We start from the raw sequence: 18,980 nt of genomic DNA, 5'->3' as shown, positions 1-18,980 counted from the left end.
CGAGCCGGACAGGGCGGGTATCGGTCGTGCGCGTACCGGCGAAGGAGCGAACATGTCCGAGGCCACCAAGACCCCCGCAGGCACCGCCGAGCGCACCGTCGCGCTGCGGCGGCGGCTGGAGCGGCTGATCGGCATCGCCGCCTCCGAGGGCAACGCGCTGACCGCGCTGCGCAACGGCGACGAGATCTTCCCGGCCATGCTCGAGCGCATCGGCGCCGCCGAGCACACCGTCGACATGATGACCTTCGTGTACTGGAAGGGCGATATCGCGAGCCAGTTCGCGCACGCGCTGGCCGAGCGGGCGCGCACGGGCGTGCGGGTGCGGCTGCTGCTCGACGGCTTCGGCAGCAGGCTGATCGAGAAGGACCTGCTCGACCTGATGACCGACGCCGGGGTGCGGATCGCCTGGTTCCGCAAGCCGGTCTACATCTCGCCGTTCAAGCAGAACCACCGCTGCCACCGGAAGGTGCTGGTGGTGGACGAGGAGATCGGCTTCACCGGCGGCGTCGGGATCGCCCAGGAGTGGTGCGGCGACGCCCGCACCGAGGACGAGTGGCGGGACACCCACGTCGAGGTGCGCGGCCCGGCGGTGGACGGCATGGCGGCCGCCTTCGCGCAGGGCTGGGCCGAGTGCCACGACGAGCTCTTCGACGAGCACGACCGCTTCGTGGAGCTGCAGCCGCAGGGCGACGCCGTCGTCCAGGTGGTGCGCGGCTCGGCCAGCGTCGGCTGGCAGGACATGCAGACGCTGCTCCGGGTGATGATCGAATCCGCCGAGATCCGGTTCCGGCTCGCGACGGCCTACTTCGCGCCGGACGCCTACTTCATCGAGCTGCTCTGCGCCGCCGCGCGGCGCGGGGTGGAGGTGGAGATCCTGCTGCCCGGCCCGCACACCGACAAGCGCGTCTGCCAGCTGGCCGGCCAGCACTTCTACGAGGACCTGCTGGAGTGCGGCGTCGTCATCCACCAGTACCAGCCGACGATGATGCACGCCAAGATCATCACGGTGGACGGGATCGCCAGCCTGGTCGGCTCGACCAACTTCAACCGGCGCTCGCTGGACCACGACGAAGAGGTCATGCTCGCGGTGCTCGACCCGGAGTTCTGCGCCACCCTGGACGGGCACTTCGACGAGGACGTCGCGAAGTCCGCGCGGATCCGCGAGGGGCGTTGGAAGCGGCGCTCCGCGGCGCAGCGGGCCAGGGAGTTCGCGGTGCAGCCGATCCGCCGCTTCCTGTAGCGAGACATTTCTGCACCTTTTCGGTCAACCTCTCGATAACCGGGTTATCATTCCCGCGTGCACGCTTTCCGGAGGGTTCCGCCCTGCGCAGACGCACCGCCGGTGATCGCCGGGCGCGCGGACACCGCGCGGCTCGGCCGATCGGCGTCCGGCCGGTCCGATTGACGCGACAGGAGCGCTCGCCCAGACTTCGGCTACCGGACAACACTGTCCGGTTCAACTCCACATCCCGAAGGTGGGACATGTCAGCAATCTCGCGCCGGTCGCTGTTGACCGGGGCCGTCGCCGCGGGCGCCGTGCTCGCCGGTGCCGGGTCGATCGCCGCCCCGATCGCCGCCCGGGTCAACGGTGTGCCGCTCACCCGGGAAGAGCACCGGGTGGTCGTGGTCGGCTCCGGGTTCGGCGGCGGGGTGAGCGCCCTGCGGCTCGCGCAGGCCGGGGTGCCGGTCACCGTGCTCGAGCGCGGCCTGCGCTGGCCGACCGGCCCGAACGCGGAGACCTTCCCGCGGGCGTCGAACCTGGACAAGCGGGTGCTCTGGTACCGCTCCAGCCCGAACCTCTTCGGCACCCCGCTGGTCTTCGAGCCGTACACCGGCCTGGTGGAGGCGGTGGTCGGCGAGAACATGACGGCGCTCTGCGCGGCCGGGCTCGGCGGCGGCTCGCTGGTCTACCAGGGCATGTCGCTGCAGCCGGACGAGGCGGTCTTCAACACCTGGTTCCCGCAGGAGCTGGACTGGGCGCGGATGGACCGGGTGCACTACCCGCGGGTCGCGAAGATGCTCGGGCTCGCCGTGGCTCCGGACGAACTCGTCGCCACCGAGAACTACCGCGCGGCCCGGGTCTTCGCCGAGCGGGCCGCGCGCGCCGGGCTTCCGGTGTCGAAGATCCCGATGCCGATCGACTGGGACTTCGCGATGGCCGAGCACCGCGGCGAGATGAAGGCCTCCTACACCAACGGCGACGGCGCGATGGGCGTGAACAACGGCGGCAAGCACACCGTCGACGTCACCTACATCGCCCAGGCCGAGGCCACCGGGCTGGTGGACGTGCGAACGCTGCACGAGGTCACCGAGGTCGAGCGGGCGGGCGACGGCCGCTGGACCGTGCACGTGCAGCGCCTGGACAGCACCGGCGCGGTGCAGGAGCAGAAGATCCTCACCACCACCACGCTGATCATGGCGGCGGGCACCATGAACACCACCCGGCTGCTCATGCGGGCGGGCGCCAAGGGGCTGATCCCGGATCTGCCGGACGAGCTCGGCGGCAACTGGGGCAGCAACGCCGACCGGATCTACCTGTGGACCGACCCCTCCGCGGAATTCGGTGCGCCGCAGGGCGGCCCGGTGGTCTTCGGCAGCAAGAACTGGGCCGACCCGCAGCACGCGCACACCCTCATCCAGGCCTCCATCCCGCCGCTCTCGCTGAACGCGCAGAGCACCGTGATGGTCGGCTACGGCGCGAGCGCCGGGCGCGGCCGGTTCGTCTACGACAGCGCCAAGGACGACGCGGTGCTGCGCTGGCCGCACGAGGGCGACAGCGTCGTGCAGACCGGCCACATCGGCCCGGCCGCGCAGAAGATCGCCGGGCCGGACGGCCTGCTGATCGACACCAACCTGGTATTCCCGTCCACCTGGCACCCGCTCGGCGGCGCGAGCATGGGGTCGGTCTGCGATCTGAACGGCCGGGTGCTCGGCCAGCGCGGGCTCTACGTGCTTGACGGCGCCCTCATGCCGGGCAACACCGCCGCCTGCAACCCGTCGATGACCATCGCGGCCGTCGCCGAGCGGGCGCTGGACAACCTGGTCGCGCAGGACGTCGGCAGCGTCATCTGACCGCGGTCAGCGGGTGAAGTCGCCGTCCCAGATCACGGCGCCTGCGCTCACCCGGGCCGACGTCAGATCGCCCCGGTTCACCCGGTAGGCGTGCTTCAATTCCTGGCCGGTGCCCGGCGCGAGTGCGCCGGGCACCTCGGCGCCGTACCCCTCGGAGACCGAGACCACGTGCGCCGCGGGCATGTCCGACGGGCCGTAGGTGAGCACCGGGGCGGTCCAGCCGCGCGCGGGCAGCGGGTCACGCCCCGGGTTCTCGAAGCGGAAGTGCAGCACGGTGACGGTGCCGGAGATGCTGGAGACCGCCTCCACCCTGGTGATGGCGATGCGCAGCCCGGACGCCGGATCGGTGACCACGTCCCCCGGGTCGTGCGTGCCCGCGGCCGGGATCCCGCCGAAGCCGCCGCCGAGCGCGGGGGTCGGCGAACTCACCAGCGCCGGGTCGGATGCGGAGCTGCCGCAGCCGGTCAGCAGAACGGCCGCGCCCGCCGCGATCGCCAACAGTCTCGACCTCACGCACATACCCCTCTCCGCCGCACACCCCACCGGACCGCGGCCGGGTGCCGCGTCATAGTACGGCGGTACCACCTTTCGGTGCGGCGGAATGCGCGGCGGAGCGGGGCACGCGGCGGCCCCGGTCAGTACGCGATGAAGAGGATCTCTTCCCTGGAGTACTCGTGGCCGGGGTGGTTCTCCTTCAGGTGCACCTGGGTCTTGGTCACCAGCTCGTCCTCGTCGGTTCCCGCGATGGTCTCGCCGCAGGGGCAGTTGAGTCTGGTTTTCACTGTCGTCTCCTTCTCGTGACGGTTCCCGAGAACGAAACTACCGCGTGCCGCGTTCAATCGAGCGCGGCGGCCAGCAGGACGCGGACGGCGGCGCGGTCGACCTTGCCGCGCGGGGTGCGCGGGAGGGCGGGCAGGCGCAGGATGCGGACCGGAACGGCCGGGGCCGGGAGGGTTTCGCGGAGGCGGGCGCGGAGCTCGGCCGCGGCGGGGGCGTCCGCGGTGACCACGATCGCGGCGGCGGGGACCTCGCCCATGCGCGGGTCGGGCAGGGCGACGCAGGCGGCCTCGAGGACGCCGGGCAGCGCGGTGAGCGCCGACTCGACCTCGGCCGGTTCGACATTGAGGCCGCCGCGGATCAGCATCTCGCTCGCGCGGCCGTGCAGGTGCAGGTGACGGCTGTGCAGCGCGCCGCGGTCGCCGACGGTGCACCAGCCGTCGTCCGGCCCGCCGGTGATGCCGTGCTCGGTGAGGTAGCCGGTGAAGAGCATGTCGCTGCGGATGTGCACGAGGCCGTCGCGGATCTCGGCGTCGACGCCGTCGAAGAGTTCGCCCGCGGCGGTGTCGTCCGGGGCGCCGAGGCCGTGGTCGGCGGCGACGAAGCTGAGTTCGGAGGCGCCGTAGAAGTGGGTGATCTCGGCGTTCGGGAGGACACTCCGCAGGGCCGCGCGGGCGGTGCGGGGCCAGCGGGCGGCCGAGGAGAGGACCTGGCGGACGGCCGGGAAGGGGCCGCTGCCGGAGCGCACGATGTCCACGGCGATGGCGGGGACGGTGTACAGGTGGGTCGCGCCCGCTTCCAGCGCGGTGAGCGCCGGGCGGAGGTCGGCGGTGGCGCCGCGGGTGAGGGCGTGCAGGGCGCCGTAGAGGAAGTGGGTGTGGTCGAGGGTGCCCGGGGTGGAAACGGTGTCGCCGGGGGCGATGGGGAAGGTGCTGTCGGAGCGGTCGAGGGTGGTGGACCAGGAGCGCTGGTCGCGGACGAAGAGTTTGGGGGTGCCGGTGGTGCCGGAGGTGAGGCCGACGAGGAGTTCGGTCTCCGGGGCGGGGGGCGAGGTCTGTTCGGGTAGCGGGGCGGCGGGGGGCGAGGTCTGCTCGGGTAGCGAGGCGGCGGTGTGGATTTGTCCCTCGTAGCCCATGCGCCGGAGGCGGCGGTGCTGGGATGCCGCGGCGACGAGGGCGCCGGGGCCGGTGAGGGCGAGGGCGTGGGCGAGGTGGGCCGGGGGGAGGTGGCGGTGCAGGAGGACGACGCTCACGCCCGCGTGCATCGCGCCGACGACGGCGACCAGCGACTCCACATCCGAGGTGGGCAGCACCGCCACCCGCCGCATTCCGGAGAGTGCGTTCGAAAAACTCCGCACCCGGTGCAAGAATTCGCGGAACACCACCTCCTCCCCCGCGCCCCGCACCGCCACCGCGTCCGGCCGCACCGCCCCCGCCAGGAAGATCCGCGCGGCGAGCAGCTCAGTCATCGTCGACCCCGCGCGCAACGAGCGCCTCCCCCATGGCGTCGGCGGTGCGCAGCGCGCGCACCAGCACCGGCGTCACCAGCGCGGTCATCGACCACTCCAGCCCGCGCGCCCGCCGCGCCTCGGCGACGTCGTGCACGATCCCGGCGAGCAGCGGCACGCACCGGATGGCCAGCGCGAGCAGCAGCCCGAGCCGCTCGGTGTCCACCCCGACCCGGTGCAGGGGCGCGAGCCCGCTGGTCACCGCGTCCAGCACGGCGGTCACCCGCGTGGTCAGCGTGACCAGCGCGGCCAGCGCCACCGAAACGAGCAGCACCCCGCACACGACAGCGGCCCGCGCGGGCGAGGTGATGAGCACCTGGAACACCGCGATCAGCAGCAGCATCCAGAACACCGGCCGCAGCTGCGCCAGCGCCACCCGCACCGGAATCCGGGCCACCGCGTACAGCGCCACCACCACCGCACCGGCAATGGCGACCTGCGCGGGCGTCCGCACGAGAACGGTGGCCGCGACGATGCTCACCAGCAGCAGCACCAGCTTCACCCCGGCGGGCAGCCGGTGCAGCGGGGAGGTGCCCGGCCGGTAGAGCCCGATCATCCGATCAGCTCCCGATAGGCCGGGATCGCGGCCGCCGGCGGGCCGTCGAACGCCACCGCGCCCTCGTCGATCACCACCACCCGGTCGAAGCCGGTGAGCAGCGAGAGCTGGTGGGTCACCACGATGACCTGCTGGTCCACCGCATCGAGGGCGGCGGCGACGATCCCGGTGTTGCGCAGGTCGAGCAGGGTGGTCGGCTCGTCGGCGACGATCACCTCCGGGCGGCGGATGAGCACCGCGCCGAGCGCGAGCAGCTGCTTCTGCCCGCCGGAGAGCAGGTGCGAGGGGTGGTCGCCGTGCTCGTGCAGGCCGAACCGGACCAGGATCTCGCGCACCCGCTCGGCGATCTCCGCCTTGCCGAGCCCGCTGCGGCGCAGCGAGAAGGCGAGGTCCTCGGCGACCGTCGGCATGATGATCTGGGTGTCCGGGTCGGTGAAGACGAAGCCGACCCGGCGCCGCACCTGCCCGCCCTTGCGCGCCACGTCCAGCCCGTCGACGGTGACGGTGCCCGCGTCCGGGGTGAGCAGCCCGTTGATCATCCTGGCCAGCGTCGACTTGCCCGACCCGTTCGCGCCGATCACCCCGATCCGCCGCTCGGTGAGCCGCAGATCGATACCGCGCAGCACGGCGCGCTCGCCGTACCCGTGCCGCACCCCGCTGAAAACGATCTCGCTCACGCTGCGCCCCCTGCGCTCATGCCACCCGCTCCACCAGCAGCGCGATCCCCTGCCCCCCGCCGATGGCGCAGGCGGCGAGGCCGAGCGCGGGGCCGCCCGGGCGGAGCATCTGGCTCGCCAGCCGGACCAGCAGCACCGCACCGGAGGCGCCCCACGGGTGGCCCATGGCGATGGCGCCGCCCTCCGGACAGATCCGCTCCTCGTCCAGCCCGAGCTCGTCGGCGACCGCGAGCACCACCGACGCGAACGCCTCGGTGATCTCCACGATGCCGATCTCCCCGACTCCGACACCGGTGCGGCGCAGCAGCTTCCTGATCGCGGGGACCGGGCCGAGCCCGGGCAGCGCCGGGTCCGAGCCGGCGACCGCGGCGCCGCGCACCCGGAGCGCGGGCAGCCCCGCGGCGTCCGCCTCGTCCAGCACGGCGAGCGCGGCGGCACCGTCGGAGATGCCGCAGGAGTTGCCCGCTGTCGCGGTGCCGCCGACGCCGAAGCTCGGCCGCAGCCGGGCCAATCTGGCCGCGGTGAGCCCGGCGCGGATGCGCTCGTCCCGCTCGACGCCGTCCACCGGGACGATCTCGGCCGTGAAGTCGGCGGCGGCGGCGCGGGTGTGCGAGCGCAGGGCGTAGGCGTCCTGCCGGTCGCGGGAGATGCCGCGGGCCGCGGCGAGCGCGTCGGCGGCCGGGCCCATGTCGGGGTCGGGGAAGCCGGGCGGGGCGAACGGGGCGCGGGTGTAGCGGACCGGCTCCGCTCCCGGCCAGAACCGCAGCGGCGCGGTGCTCGCAGACTCGACCCCACCGGCCAGGATCAGCGTGTCCGCGCCGGACTCGACGCGCAGCGCGGCCTGCATGACGGCATCCAGCCCGGAGCCGCACTGCCGGTCGACGGTGACGCCGGGGACGGCGGTGCCGAGCCCGGCCGCGAGCGCCGCGATCCGCGCCGGGTCGCCGCCGGGGCCGAGGCAGTTACCGAGCACCACGTCGTCGATCTCGGCGGTGATCCCCGCCCCGCGCACCGCCGCCGCGACCTCGCGCAGCACCGGCGCGGCCAGCTCGGTGACGGTGTGCCCGGCGAACCCGTGCCCGGCATTGCCGATCGGGGTGCGCCGCGGCGCGACCAGGACAGCGCTCATACCAGCAAGTCTCTCAGCGCGCCCCGCGCCACCTTGCCCGCGGCGGTGCGCGGCAGCCGCGGCATCGGCACCCAGCGGCGCGGGACCGCCTCCCGGCTCAGCACCAGGCGGGCGCGCGCCCGCACCGCGGCCAGCTCGGTGTCCGGGTGCAGCTCGACCGCCGCCGTCACGATGGAGCCGAACACCGAATGCGGGGCGCCGACGACCGCCACCGCCCGCACCCCCGGCACCGCGGCGAGCGCCTGCTCCACATCCTCGGCCACCACGAGCGTGCCGCCCACATTGATCGCGCAGTCCCCGCGCCCCCGCACCCTGAGCTGACCGTCCGCCCCCAGCTCGGCCAGGTCGCCGACGCCGGACCACTCCGGTGCCCCCAGCACCGCGTACGGGGTCCGGACGAACAGCAGTCCATCCCTGATCTCCGCCTCGACCCCGGGGAACAACCGCAGAGGTCCGGTTGGCCCCGCCGGTCCCCCGCCCGCGTCGTCACGTCGCCCCCACGCGTCCGGCGACGCCCCCGCAGGGCGCCCGACGGTCGGCGACGCCCCGGCAAGGCGCTCGATCGTCGGCGACGGCCCGGCAGCGGGCCCGATCGTCGGCGGCCCCCCGGCAGGGCCCTCGATAATCGGCGACGTCTCGGCGGCAGCGACGTCGATCCGCCGCGCCGCGACGAGCGAGATCTCGGCGGAGCCGTAGTACTCGACCACGGCGAGGTGCCCGGCCACCGCCAGCGCACCGGGGTCGGGCGCGATCCCGGCGAGCACCGCGGTGCGGAGCTCCGGCGCCGCGCGCACGACCTCGCGCAGCACCGCGGGCACCGCGTGCACCACGGTCGCGTCGCCGGGCTCGTCGGTGACGCAGGCCCCCGCCCACAGCGCGTGCAGCGCGCCGAAGAGGTGCATGGTGGCGTGCGGCGGCCCGGTGAGCAGCACCCGGTCGGCCGCGGTGATCCCGGTGAGCGCGGAGAAGTCCGGGAAGCTGTCGTACCAGGAGGCGGCGGTCCGGGCCAGCGGGCGCGGGCGTCCGGTCGAGCCGGAAGTCGCGACCAACAGAAACGCACCGGGCGGAATCTCGGCACGCTCCGGACGGGCATCGGGATTCTCCACCCGCACCGGAATCCCGCGCCGCGCCGCCGCGCAGACCGCGATCAGCGCCTCCGCCGACCCCAGCTCCGAAGCGTCGTAGCAGTCCACTTCGCGATACCGCGCGTTCCACTCGCCGATCGCGCGCTCCAGATCGCGGTAACTCCACCGCTGCCCGCCCACCCGCACGGCCGGATCGTCCGGAGCGCCACCGAGCACACCAGGAGCCACCGCGCCGACCTCACCCACGGATCAACCCGGGATAAGCCCGATGCACACCCTTCGCCACCACCGCCGCCACCACGACCTTGGCGATGTCACCGGGCAGGAACGGCCCGTTGCTGGTGATCGCCGCCCACACCCCGAGATCGGTCCGCACCAGCAACCCGAGCGTGCCGAACAGGTAGATGACCCCGATCCCGCCGAGCGCGTTGATCAGCAACCCCAGCGCGATCGGGTACCTGGGCAGGATCCGCGCGGTGAGCAGCCCGATCACGAACACTCCCGGCACCCACCCGATCAGGTACCCCGCGCTCGGCCCGGCCAGCGCGGTGAGCCCGGTGCGCCCCCCGGAGAGCAGCGGCAACCCGATCATGGTCAGCGCGAGGAACACCAGCACCGCCGCGGTGCCGTTGCGCCACCCGAGCACCGCCCCGGCCAGGATCACGCCCAGCGTCTGCAGCGTGATCGGCACCCCGCTGAACCCGACCGTGATCGCCCCCGGCAGCCCGAGCGCGGCGATGAGCGCCGCGAACACCGCGATCCGCGCCATGTCCCGAGCCGGCACCCGAAACCTCGGCCTGCGGGATTCCTCGACACCCTCCACGGCGCACACACCCTTCACACCCTGACTTGAACGACGTTCAAGGTAGCAGTTCAGCTGCGGCGGGCGTAGTGCCGGGCGGCCTTGGTGCGGTTGCCGCAGGCGGCCATGGAGTGCCAGCGCCTGGTGCCGTTGCGGGAGGTGTCGTAGAAGAACAGGACGCAGTCCGGGTGCGCGCACTGCCGGATGCGGTCGGCGCCGCGGTCGAGCAGGTCGAGCAGGTCGGCGGCGGCGAGCCAGCCGGGGAGTTCGGCCGGGTCGGCGATGTCGGGCTCGGCCACCGGCCCCGCCGCGGTGAGCGAACGCCGAATCCGCCCGTGCGCCAGCACGGCGTTGAGCGCGTCCCGGCCGCCGGTGGTGACGGTGTCGTGGACGGCGTCCCGCGCGCGGCGCAGCGCGGCGAGCGTCGCGGGGTCGGCGGCGACCCGCTCGGCCAGTCCGGCGGCACCGAGCCAGATGGCCAGCCCGTCGACGTCGGCGAGCAGGTCCTGCGGGCCGCCCGCACCGTTCCACCTGGTGTTCAGCAGGTCGAGCGCGAGGGGTTCGCCGAGGTGCGGGCGCGGATCGGGCACACCCGATGGTATCTCCTAACCTGCTAAACCAGTTTCAACGGTTGACGGGCGGAGGCCGCCCGGTCTACCGTCGTAATTGCAATAGACGGTTACGCAACGCAGGAGGACTCATGCAGCTCGCCACCGGCCACGTCGGCCTGAACGTCTCGGACCTGGCCCGCTCGGTCGACTTCTACCGCCACGCACTCGGTTTCGAGCAGCTCTCGGCCGAGACCGACGGCGCCCAGCGCTGGGCCTTCCTCGGCGCCGACGGAAAACTGGTGCTGACCCTGTGGCAGCAGTCGGACGGCGAGTTCTCCACGGCGACGCCGGGGCTGCACCACCTCTCCTTCCAGGTCGCCGATATCGACGAGGTGCGCACGGTGGAGTCGGCGCTGCGCGAGCTCGGGGTCCGCTGGGTGCACGACGGGGTCGTCGCGCACGGGGAGGGCACCGCCTCGGGCGGGCTGTTCTTCACCGACCCCGACGGCATCCGGTTGGAGGTGTACGCGCCCACCGGCGCCGAAAATGCCCCCGCGCCCGCCGGTTCCGCCCCCACCTGCGGGTTCTTCTGATGCTCTTCCACCCCGGCGAGCTGGCCGTCCAGCGGGCCATGGGCCAGGCGGAGACGGCCGAGCACGTCGGCCGCTCCGTCCGCACCGACCTCCCCGCCGTAGCCGCCGATTTCCTGGCGGCGCAGCGTTTCCTCGTCCTCGCCGCCACCGCCCCGGACGGCGCCGTGTGGGCGAGCATGCTCACCGGCCCACCCGGCTTCGCACACGCCGCCGACGAGCGCACCCTCCTGATCGACACCCGCCCGGACCCGGACGACCCGATCGCGGCCGCGCTCACCACCGCGGCCCCGATCGGGCTGATCGCCCTGCAACCGCAGCGCCGCAGGCGCATGCGCGTCAACGGCATCGCCGAGCCGCACGGCCCCGGCCTGCGGATCACGACCGAGCAGGTCTACAGCAACTGCCCCAAATACATCGCCCGCCGCGACCCGATCGCCCACCACCCCACCCCGCCGCCCCCGGCCCACCGCCGCCCCGACCTCGACCCCGCCGTGCTCGCCACCATCACCGCCGCCGACACCTTCTTCATCGCCAGCACCGACCCCGCCGGCCGCGCCGACGCCTCCCACCGCGGCGGCAACCCCGGCTTCCTGCAGGCCATCTCCCGCACCCTGCTCCGCTGGCCCGACTACAGCGGCAACTCCATGTTCATGACCCTCGGCAACCTGGTCACCCAGCCCCGCTGCGGCCTCCTCATCCCCGACTGGACCACCGGCGGCACCCTCCAGCTCACCGGCACCGCCACCATCAACACCGACCCCGCCACCTTCGCCCCCGGCGCCCAGTCCTCGATCGACTTCACCGTCACCGAAGTCGTCACCCGCCCCGAAGGCCCCCTCCGCTGGGGTCCCCCGGAACCCTCCCCCGCCAACCCGCCATCCGCCACCGCAAACACGCAGTGAAGCAGCGCCGTTCGTACACCGCTCGATGACGGGAACCGAACCTCGGATGAGTGCGTCCAACCAAGTGATCGGCAATGACCGGGATGCTCAGTGGCACCGGGGGGAGTTGCAGCGATCGTGTGATCCCAGGGGAGGGAAACGGTATGACCACTTATCAGAGGTCGCTCACGTACGGCAAGCGCATGATCTTGACGATAGCCGTCGCGGCACTCGGCACAATGGGACAGTTTGCCGTGGCGGCGCCAGCGACCGCGGCACCGCCACCATGCATCGACTACCAGGCGGGAACGCAGTACGGCTCGATCAAATCCGAAATCAGACCGGCTGATGGTGACCCCATCGGCTACTACACCTGGTGGTGGTTCATCACGGACCTCAGCCATCGCCCGGGCAAGTACGAGTGGCAGTTGTTCGTGAACGGCAAACCGATCACGAAGTTGCAGAGCGCCACGAAGGACGACATGCTGCATTTCGGTCAGCCCCGCTACTCCAGCGGCAAGTACTGGTGGAATCGCGGGGATGTTCTTCATGTCGACGCCTTGCACACGGCACCGGACGGCACGATCTATATCACCCCGCTCAACGAATGTTCGGTCCCGTGACCGTCCTGGAAGGATGAGGCCGTGGACATAGACGAAGCCGTTCGCGGGGCGCGGCTGGTTGCCGCCGATATCGAGCACTCGACGGGATTTCCGACCGAGGTCGGCTCTGCGTACGACGCGGAGTGGCGGAGATTCGGGGAGCAGACCGGGCGGCCGGAGCCGGACGGGTGGGTGAGCATCACCGTGCGGGAGGTGGGTACCAGCGCGGCGCTCGACCCGACCGAGCCGGGCAGCGACACGGCCGCGGAGTTCGCGATGGAGCTGGTGCGGATTCTGCAGGACGACATCCAGATCCACCTGCGGGAGCCGTGGCCGAAGGATCCCGCGGGTGGAGCGCTGGAGCCGACCGACGCGGGGTGGCGGAGCCGGGTCGATCGGGAGTACCTGGTGCCCTACGGGCAGTTGGGCCGGTTCAGCTCGCGGTGATCAGTTCGGCCGCGAGCCGGACGCCGTCGTGGCGGATCTCGCGGGCGACGTCCCCTGCGCGGGTGGTGGCGTCGAGGGCGGCGGCCAGGGCGGTGGTGAGCGAATCGGGCTGTGGGGGTTCGCGGTACGAAGAACCGAGGCCGAGCGCCGCGACGCGGTCGGCGAAGTAGAACTGGTCGAACATCTGCGGGAGCACCACCTGCGGGACCCCGGCCGCGGCGGCGGTGGTCGTGGTGCCCGCGCCACCGTGGTGCACGACGGCGGCCACGCGGGGGAACAACTGCCGGAGGTCGAGCTCGCCGACGACCAGGCAATCCGGTGCGTCGACGGTGAATCCGGACCAGCCGGACGAGACGATCAGCCGCCTGCCGAGAGCGCGGGCGGCGGCGAGCAGGGCCGCGGCGGCACCGCCCGGCTCGGGCATGCTGCCGAACCCCGCGAAGACCGGCGGCGCATCGGCGTCGAGGAAGGCGAGCACCGCGGCGGGCAGGGGCCGCGGATCCGAGAGCAGCCAGGCCCCGGTCTGCCGGACCGCACCGCCCGGCTCCGGCCACGGGGCCAGCACCGGGTCGGCGGCGAGCAGCGGGCTCGCGGTGAACAGGTGCTCCCTGACCTCCGCGACCGGGGCGAGTCCGAGCGCCGCCCGGCGGGCGTTCAGCGGCGCGGCCCAGAGCAGGTTCCAGCGCGCGGCATCCTGCTCCCACGTCCCCGCCTCGACCCCGCGGAACGCAGGCGGCGCGTGCCGGGCGGACGGCAGGGTCACCGGCGCGAACGCCGCGTACGAGTAGCAAGCGCCGACGAACTCCGCCACCGACCCCGCCGCGATGGCCAGCGCCCCACCGCCGACGACGGCCCCGCACCCCTGCGCCACCGGCAGCAGCGCGTCGAACTGCGCGTCGACGGTGCCCGCGATCATGGCCAGCCGCTGCTCCTCGCTCGGCGGCGGCCCGGAACCCTGCCGCGCGGTCCCGCGCAACTCCGGCCCGACCGGCCGATAGTCGACCCCGAGCCCCTCGGCCCACCCGCGGAAGTCGGGCGGCCCCACCACCACCGCCTCGTGCCCGCCCGCCGCGAGCTCCCGCGCCAGCGCCACCACCGGCTGCACCTCGCCCCGCGACCCGATCGTCGAGATCAGAACCCGCATCGTGCCCTCCTCTCCGGCCGCCGTCCGGCGGCCGGAGAGCGATTCTGACCCCGCACCGGGGCCTTGCCGCAAGCCCCACCTCGCGCTATACATTCCAGTGGGGGAAAACGAACGCGGGCACTACCGTCGAGATCCTGTTCCCCGAACGGAGGAGAAGACGGTGCCCACTGCGTATTTCGGCCGGGCAGACGAGCCGGGCAGCACCTTCGAGCCGAGCGACGACCTGCTCGTGGTGCGCGCGGCCGCCGGGCCCGCGGTGCCGCGGCAGCGCGGTTCGGTCCCGCTGCCGCTGCGCGACCTGCTCGCAGGCGCCGTCCTCGTGCAGGCCCATCCCGAGGTGGGCGTCGAGGTGTACCGGCTACCGCCCGGGCAATCGATCGCCGAGCGGATCCCGGCGCTGGACGCCGCACCCGAGATCCGGTTCGCCGGGCGGGTGCTGGCCGACCCGGCCACCGGCGAACCGGTCCTCTACACCGAGAACCTCTTCGTCAAGTTCACCGACGACGCCGACCCCGCGCACTGCCGCGCGGTGCTCGCCGACGCCGGGCTGAGCATTCGCGAACAGGTCGGCTACGCCGCCAACGCCTACTTCACCGCCGCTCCCGAACGCACCGGTCAGCGCGTTTTCACGATCGCCGCCGAACTCCTCGCCCGCCCCGACGTCGAGTACAGCCACCCGGAGCTGATCCGGCGCCGCGCCCGCAAGACCATCGCCCCGCAGCAGTGGCACCTGCGCGCCACCACCGTCGGCGGGACGCCGGTGAACGCGCACGCGAACGTCGAGGCGGCGCACGCAGTCACGCGCGGCGCCGGAAGCACCGTCGCGGTGATCGACGACGGCATCGACATCGATCACCCGGAGTTCGCGGGCCGGGTGGTCGCCCCGCGCGACGTCACCGCGGGCACCGACGACCCGCGCCCGAAGGACCAGAACGGCACCGGCCCCGACAACGGCGACAACCACGGCACCGCCTGCGCCGGGGTCGCCGTCGCGGCGGGCAGCGCGGGCGCGTCGGGGGTGGCGCCGGAGGCCACGCTACTGCCGATCCGGCTCGCCTCCGGACTCGGCTCGCAGGCGGAGGCCCGCGCCTTCCAGTGGGCCGCCGACCACGGCGCCGACGTGATCTCCTGCAGCTGGGGCCCGGCGGACGGCGCCTGGTACCGCCCCGCCGACCCGGCGCACCAGCGGGTCGTCCCGATCCCGGCGAGCACCAGGCTGGCCCTGGAGTACGCGGCGACCAGCGGCCGCGGCGGCAAAGGCTGCGTGATCGTGTTCGCCGCGGGCAACGGCAACGAGCCCGCCGACAACGACGGCTACGCCGCCCACCCGGCGGTGCTAGCGGCGGCCGCCTGCAACGACACCGGCACCCGCAGCGTGTACAGCGACACCGGCGCCGCGGTGGCCGTCGCCTTCCCCAGCAACGACTTCGAACACGCCCCCTTCCACCACCCGGCGCCGCTCACCCCGGGCATCTGGACCGTCGACCGCCGCGGCCGCAACGGCTACAACCCCGGCAATCCGGCACTCGGCGACGCCGCGGGCGACTACACCGCCGAGTTCGGCGGCACCTCCAGCGCCGCCCCCGGCGTCGCGGGCACCGCCGCCCTCGTCCTGGCCGCGAACCCCGGCCTCACCCGCGCCCAGGTGCGGGACATCCTGCAGCGCACCGCCGACCGGATAGACGAGGCGAACGGGAACTACGACGCCACCGGCCACAGCCCCTGGTACGGCCACGGCCGGGTGAACGCCCGCGCCGCCGTCGACGCCGCGCGCGGCTGAACCCAGGCCGTACCCGACGGTTGACTACCGTCGAGCACCGTGACCCCCTTCCCCCCGATCGACCCCTACGCCGACGGCCTGCTGGAGGTCGGCGACGACAACCATGTCTACTGGTGCACCAGCGGCAACCCGGACGGCCGCGCGGCACTGGTGGTACACGGCGGCCCCGGCAGCGGCAGCAGCCCCGGACCGCGGAAGACGTTCGACCCGAACATCTTCCGCATCGTCCAGTTCGACCAGCGCGGCTGCGGCCGGAGCACGCCGAGCGCGGCCGACCCCGCCACCGACATGGCGGTGAACACCACCGAGCACCTGATCGCCGACATGGAGCGGCTCCGCGAGCACCTCGGCATCGAGCGCTGGCTGCTCTTCGGCGGCTCCTGGGGCTCGACCCTGATCCTCGCCTACGCCGAGCGCTTCCCGGAGCGGGTCACCGGCATCGTGCTGGTCGGGGTGACGACCACCCGTCGCTACGAGATCGACTGGCTGTACAAGGGCCTCGCCCGCCTGCTCCCCGCCGAGTGGGAGCGCTTCCGCGCCGTCGTCCCCGATGCGGACGACTCGGTCGAGGGCTACCGACTGCTGCTGGAACACCCGGACCCCGACGTCCGCCGCCGCGCCGCCACCGAGTGGTGCCGCTGGGAGGACGCCGTCATCGCGCACGAATCCCTCGGCAGCCCCGGCCAATACAGCGCCAAGCCGGAGACCGCCAAACTCACCATGGTCCGCATCTGCACGCACTACTTCGCCAACGCCGCCTGGCTCGACGAAGGAGTACTGCTGCGCGAAGCCGGAAAACTCGCAGGCATCCCCGGCGAGCTGGTGCACGGCCGCCTCGACCTCTCCGGCCCGCTGGATACCGCCTGGGAACTGGCCGGAGCCTGGCCCGACGCCCGCCTGCACGTCATCGACGACTCCGGCCACACCGGCAGCCCCGCCATGGGCGCGGCCGTCGGCCGCGCCGTCGCCCGCTTCGCCTACTGACCCGCCGGCCGCCACCCCGGCCCGCGCGCCACGAACCCCCACCGATCCCGCCAGCACGCCGCCCCGCGCACATCCCGCCAGATGGCGGCGAACTCGTGGGTGGCGACCCGCACCGGGTTGAAGGTGGCGATATTCGTGGTGAGCCCGTACCGCACCCGGGCCAGCTCCGGCTCGAAGGTGCCGAAGAGCCGGTCCCAGACGATGAGGATGCCGCCGTAGTTGCGGTCCAGGTACTCCGGGTTCGCGCCGTGGTGCACCCGGTGGTGCGAGGGGGTGTTGCAGACGAACTCGACCGGGGCCCAGAGCTTCCCGACCCGCTCGGTGTGCAGGAAGAACTGGTAGAGCAGGCTCACCGACTGCTGCAGCAGGATGGCCCACGGCGGGAAGCCGAGCAGCGCGAGAGGCAGCCAGAAGGGCATGGCGGTGAACGGCGTCCAGGGCTGGCGCAGCGCGGTCGACAGGTTGAAGAACCGGCTGGAGTGGTGCACGACGTGGCTGGCCCAGAGCACGCGGACGGTGTGGTGCGTGCGGTGGTACCAGTAGAAGGCGAGGTCGTCGGCGAGGAAGAGCAGCGCCCAGAACCACCAGGTGTCGGCGGGCAGGTGCAGCGGCGACACCGTGTACGCGGCGGCGAGCACGGCGACCAGCGCCAGCTTCCAGCCCGCGTTCACCACCACGCTGCCGAGCCCCATGCCGATACTGGTTCTGGCATCGCGGAATTCGTAGCCGAGCGTCTCCTCGTCCGGCAGGAAGCGGAACGAGGCGGCCTCCAGGGCGAGGCAGAGCACGAAGACCGGGATGGCGTGCAGGATCAGGTCGAACATCGCTACTCCTCGACCCCGCCCGCGAGCAGCGCCACCATCCGGCCGAGCAGCTCGGTGGCGAGCGCGTGCGCACCCTCCGCGTCGGCGGCCGCGATCCGGCGGGCCAGCTCGGCGTGCGCAGCGCGGTCCACGTACTCCATGAAGAGCCCGAGGTCGGCGATCACCGGCCAGCCGATCGCGCCGAACCCCGCGACCAGGGTGTTCAGCCCGAGCCGGTAGGCGATATTGCCGGAGCCGTCGATCACGGCGGTCCAGAAGTCCAGGTCGGCCGCGGTGGCGTCGACCGGCCGGTCGGTGGCGGCCGGGTAGCGCTCGGCGGCCGCGGTGACGGCGGCCCGCTGCTCGGGGGTGGCGCGCTCGGCGCAGAGCCGGGCGGCGTCCGCCGCGACGCTGCGGCGCATCTCGGCGATATCGCGCAGCATCCGCACCGGCGGCAGCGCGCCGGTCTCGGCCAGCGCGGAGAGCGCGTCCAGCCCGGCGCTGGCCCGCCAGTCCAGCACCCTGGTCTTGCCGCCCTGCGCGATCCGGACCAGCCCGGCCTGCCTGACCCCCTTCAGCGCCTCGCGCACCGCGTGCCGGTTCACGCCGAAGCGCTCGGCCAGCTCCCGCTCGCCGGGCAGCGCCGCGCCGGGCGCCAGCCGCCCGGCGAGGATCTCGGTGACGAGCTGCCCGAAGACCTCGTCGGAGACCGAGGCGCGGGCGACCGGGGTGATGTCCACTCCCCCACCATCCCGCATGGCGCCGCTCTGGTCAACTGGTTGGACCAGTTGAGCGCCGAAACATTCGAACCGGACACTCGCCACCCGACGCTCGCAGTAATGCGAGGATGGTGCCCATGTCTGCCGCGGGCCGATGGCGTTACCCGACTGCACTGACCGCTGTCGGTGACGACCCCGGGCTGTCCGACGGAATTGCCTGGGTCGCCCGCAGATCCCGCCGTTTCGGCGGGACGCCGCTGGTCTACGCGCCGGGGCGGTCGAATGTCGACGACAACCCGTGGCTGCGCGAGTTCGTCGACGAGGCAAGGGCGCTGGTGGCGACCTGGCGCAGGCCGGCCACGACCTGGCGCGGCGGCCCGGTGCTCGCGGCCTGGCCGACCCCGGAGGAGCTCACCCGGATCGCCGACGACCGCCGCACCACCGCGCTCTGCGTGGTGCCGAACAGCCTGGACGAGGTCGCCGCCTGGGCGCAGGCAGCGCAGCCCCGGCTGCTCGGCCCCGCGGTGCCGCCCCCCGGCGCGGCCCGGCTGGACCCGGTGGTGGCCGAGGCGCTGACGACGCTCTCCGGGCTGGTCGACCCGGCCTCGAATCTCACTGCGGCACAGGACCGCAGGGACGCCGCCGCGGTGCTGAGCATCGCGCACGAGAACGGCCACTCCTTCACCGGCGACGACGTCTACGCCTGGACCCTGGCCAACGGCTGGCCCGCGCGGGCAGCGACCCGGCTGGCCGCGCTCGCCGCGCACGTCGCGACCGGCCAGCGCCCGCCGCTGCCGACCAGCACCTTCGCCACCGAGATCCTGGACGTCTGGCGCGACCGCGCGACCCCCGGCGACGCACCGAAGTAATC

Annotated in this window: 21 protein-coding genes; 9 read left to right on the top strand and 12 right to left on the bottom strand. The window is 73.3% G+C overall.

All coding sequences use genetic code 11. The annotated features are described in order from the left end of the window. Nucleotides 1-52 precede the first annotated feature (52 nt). Nucleotides 53-1,240, top strand: coding sequence for a phosphatidylserine/phosphatidylglycerophosphate/cardiolipin synthase family protein (locus ACFUJ1_RS23025; RefSeq protein ID WP_378648656.1), 1,188 nt, complete (start codon nt 53-55; stop codon nt 1,238-1,240). 242 nt (nt 1,241-1,482) lie between these two features. Beyond that, a complete protein-coding gene (locus ACFUJ1_RS23020) occupies nt 1,483-3,072 on the top strand; it encodes a GMC oxidoreductase (RefSeq protein WP_378648655.1) in 1,590 nt (529 codons plus the stop codon). A 6-nt stretch (nt 3,073-3,078) separates the two neighbouring features. Here ACFUJ1_RS23020 and ACFUJ1_RS23015 read toward each other — a convergent pair whose 3' ends face one another. From ACFUJ1_RS23015 to ACFUJ1_RS22975, 9 genes are all read right to left on the bottom strand, one after another. Then, nucleotides 3,079-3,585 (bottom strand): hypothetical protein, encoded by a 507-nt coding sequence (locus tag ACFUJ1_RS23015; protein ID WP_378648654.1) that lies wholly within the window; start codon nt 3,583-3,585, stop codon nt 3,079-3,081. A 122-nt stretch (nt 3,586-3,707) separates the two neighbouring features. Next, entirely contained in the window at nt 3,708-3,854 is a 147-nt protein-coding gene (locus ACFUJ1_RS23010; protein WP_233017430.1) for a DUF1059 domain-containing protein, read from the bottom strand. A gap of 53 nt (nt 3,855-3,907) precedes the next feature. Beyond that, nucleotides 3,908-5,317: an AMP-binding protein gene (locus ACFUJ1_RS23005; RefSeq protein WP_378648653.1), complete on the bottom strand. Its 1,410-nt coding sequence runs from the start codon at nt 5,315-5,317 to the stop codon at nt 3,908-3,910. Continuing rightward, nucleotides 5,310-5,912 carry an energy-coupling factor transporter transmembrane component T family protein gene (locus tag ACFUJ1_RS23000; protein WP_378648652.1) on the bottom strand — a complete coding sequence of 201 codons (603 nt, stop codon included), beginning with the start codon at nt 5,910-5,912 and terminating at the stop codon, nt 5,310-5,312. Before ACFUJ1_RS23000 ends, ACFUJ1_RS23005 begins: the two co-directional genes overlap by 8 nt. Next, a complete protein-coding gene (locus ACFUJ1_RS22995; protein WP_378648651.1) occupies nt 5,909-6,589 on the bottom strand; it encodes an energy-coupling factor ABC transporter ATP-binding protein in 681 nt (226 codons plus the stop codon). The genes ACFUJ1_RS23000 and ACFUJ1_RS22995 overlap by 4 nt, the downstream gene beginning before the upstream one ends. Nucleotides 6,590-6,605: 16 nt before the next feature. Beyond that, a complete protein-coding gene (locus ACFUJ1_RS22990; RefSeq protein ID WP_378648650.1) occupies nt 6,606-7,718 on the bottom strand; it encodes a thiolase family protein in 1,113 nt (370 codons plus the stop codon). Continuing rightward, nucleotides 7,715-9,049, bottom strand: coding sequence for a class I adenylate-forming enzyme family protein (locus ACFUJ1_RS22985; RefSeq protein ID WP_378648649.1), 1,335 nt, complete (start codon nt 9,047-9,049; stop codon nt 7,715-7,717). Before ACFUJ1_RS22985 ends, ACFUJ1_RS22990 begins: the two co-directional genes overlap by 4 nt. After that, nucleotides 9,042-9,626: a biotin transporter BioY gene (locus ACFUJ1_RS22980; protein WP_378648648.1), complete on the bottom strand. Its 585-nt coding sequence runs from the start codon at nt 9,624-9,626 to the stop codon at nt 9,042-9,044. The genes ACFUJ1_RS22985 and ACFUJ1_RS22980 overlap by 8 nt, the downstream gene beginning before the upstream one ends. Before the next feature lie 50 nt (nt 9,627-9,676). Continuing rightward, on the bottom strand, nt 9,677-10,195 hold the full coding sequence (locus tag ACFUJ1_RS22975) for a CGNR zinc finger domain-containing protein (RefSeq protein ID WP_378648647.1): 519 nt from the start codon (nt 10,193-10,195) through the stop codon (nt 9,677-9,679). A gap of 110 nt (nt 10,196-10,305) precedes the next feature. Between ACFUJ1_RS22975 and ACFUJ1_RS22970 the strand changes: the two genes are divergently transcribed. From ACFUJ1_RS22970 to ACFUJ1_RS22955, 4 genes are all read left to right on the top strand, one after another. Next, the gene (locus ACFUJ1_RS22970) at nt 10,306-10,749 is read left to right on the top strand and encodes a VOC family protein (RefSeq protein ID WP_378648646.1); all 444 of its coding nucleotides are present in this window, start codon (nt 10,306-10,308) and stop codon (nt 10,747-10,749) included. Beyond that, on the top strand, nt 10,749-11,651 hold the full coding sequence (locus ACFUJ1_RS22965) for a pyridoxamine 5'-phosphate oxidase family protein (RefSeq protein WP_378648645.1): 903 nt from the start codon (nt 10,749-10,751) through the stop codon (nt 11,649-11,651). Before ACFUJ1_RS22970 ends, ACFUJ1_RS22965 begins: the two co-directional genes overlap by 1 nt. Nucleotides 11,652-11,794: 143 nt before the next feature. Next, entirely contained in the window at nt 11,795-12,253 is a 459-nt protein-coding gene (locus ACFUJ1_RS22960; protein WP_378648643.1) for a hypothetical protein, read from the top strand. 21 nt (nt 12,254-12,274) lie between these two features. After that, nucleotides 12,275-12,679 (top strand): hypothetical protein, encoded by a 405-nt coding sequence (locus ACFUJ1_RS22955; RefSeq protein WP_378648641.1) that lies wholly within the window; start codon nt 12,275-12,277, stop codon nt 12,677-12,679. Here ACFUJ1_RS22955 and ACFUJ1_RS22950 read toward each other — a convergent pair. Then, a complete protein-coding gene (locus tag ACFUJ1_RS22950) occupies nt 12,666-13,823 on the bottom strand; it encodes a nucleotide disphospho-sugar-binding domain-containing protein (RefSeq protein WP_378648639.1) in 1,158 nt (385 codons plus the stop codon). The genes ACFUJ1_RS22955 and ACFUJ1_RS22950 overlap by 14 nt on opposite strands. Nucleotides 13,824-13,983: 160 nt before the next feature. Here ACFUJ1_RS22950 and ACFUJ1_RS22945 point away from each other — a divergent pair, with 160 nt between their 5' ends. Together ACFUJ1_RS22945 and pip are read left to right on the top strand one after the other, a co-directional pair. Then, a complete protein-coding gene (locus ACFUJ1_RS22945) occupies nt 13,984-15,603 on the top strand; it encodes a S8 family serine peptidase (protein WP_378648637.1) in 1,620 nt (539 codons plus the stop codon). Nucleotides 15,604-15,642: 39 nt separating this feature from the next. After that, nucleotides 15,643-16,587 (top strand): prolyl aminopeptidase, encoded by a 945-nt coding sequence (gene pip / locus ACFUJ1_RS22940; protein WP_378648635.1) that lies wholly within the window; start codon nt 15,643-15,645, stop codon nt 16,585-16,587. Here pip and ACFUJ1_RS22935 read toward each other — a convergent pair. Further along, nucleotides 16,581-17,411: a sterol desaturase family protein gene (locus ACFUJ1_RS22935; protein WP_378648633.1), complete on the bottom strand. Its 831-nt coding sequence runs from the start codon at nt 17,409-17,411 to the stop codon at nt 16,581-16,583. The two genes, pip and ACFUJ1_RS22935, sit on opposite strands and share 7 nt — an antisense overlap. A 2-nt stretch (nt 17,412-17,413) precedes the next feature. Then, entirely contained in the window at nt 17,414-18,130 is a 717-nt protein-coding gene (locus tag ACFUJ1_RS22930; protein WP_378648631.1) for a FadR/GntR family transcriptional regulator, read from the bottom strand. Nucleotides 18,131-18,246: 116 nt separating this feature from the next. Here ACFUJ1_RS22930 and ACFUJ1_RS22925 point away from each other — a divergent pair, with 116 nt between their 5' ends. After that, on the top strand, nt 18,247-18,978 hold the full coding sequence (locus tag ACFUJ1_RS22925) for a hypothetical protein (RefSeq protein WP_378648630.1): 732 nt from the start codon (nt 18,247-18,249) through the stop codon (nt 18,976-18,978). Nucleotides 18,979-18,980: the final 2 nt, after the last annotated feature.

The sequence above is a fragment of the Nocardia sp. NPDC057227 genome (genome assembly GCF_042669725.1).
Lineage (GTDB): Bacteria > Actinomycetota > Actinomycetes > Mycobacteriales > Mycobacteriaceae > Nocardia > Nocardia asteroides_A.
The sequence above is the reverse complement of the archived record's forward strand: the minus strand, read 5'-3'. Positions and strand labels throughout refer to the sequence as shown.